This window comes from Isoptericola croceus, from assembly GCF_029382255.1.
GTDB classification, from domain to species: Bacteria; Actinomycetota; Actinomycetes; order Actinomycetales; family Cellulomonadaceae; genus Isoptericola; species Isoptericola croceus.
This window is the reverse complement of sequence record NZ_JARLLG010000461.1, coordinates 1-258: the sequence shown is the minus strand read 5'-3', so window position 1 is coordinate 258 and position 258 is coordinate 1. Positions and strand designations below refer to the sequence as shown.

The 258-nt window shown below is 72.1% G+C and carries 1 protein-coding gene; it reads left to right on the top strand.

The genetic code is table 11. From position 1 onward, the window contains the following. Positions 1–52: 52 nt before the first annotated feature. Positions 53–258 (top strand): hypothetical protein (locus tag PZC42_RS21865; protein WP_277214306.1); only part of this gene is annotated, 206 nt, incomplete at its 3' end.

The following is a 258-nucleotide window of genomic DNA, read 5'->3' as shown; positions in this document are numbered from 1 at the left end:
GGAGGGCCAGCGGGTAGTGGTGGGGGTAAGCTCCCAAGGCCCCCTGAACCAGGTGTTGGGCTTCAGCGACCTCTCCCAGGTGCCCCAGATCCTCGGCAGCGGGCCCTTAGCCCGTGCCGTGGCGGACCAGCTGGCCTACGGGGGCGGCCAGGTTTACGCAGTGCGGGCCCAGGGGGACATCGCGGGCACCATCACCCCCGACAGCGGCAACCCGTCCAGCCCGGCGGTCACCCTCTCCGGCAGCCCCCTGGACGCCTA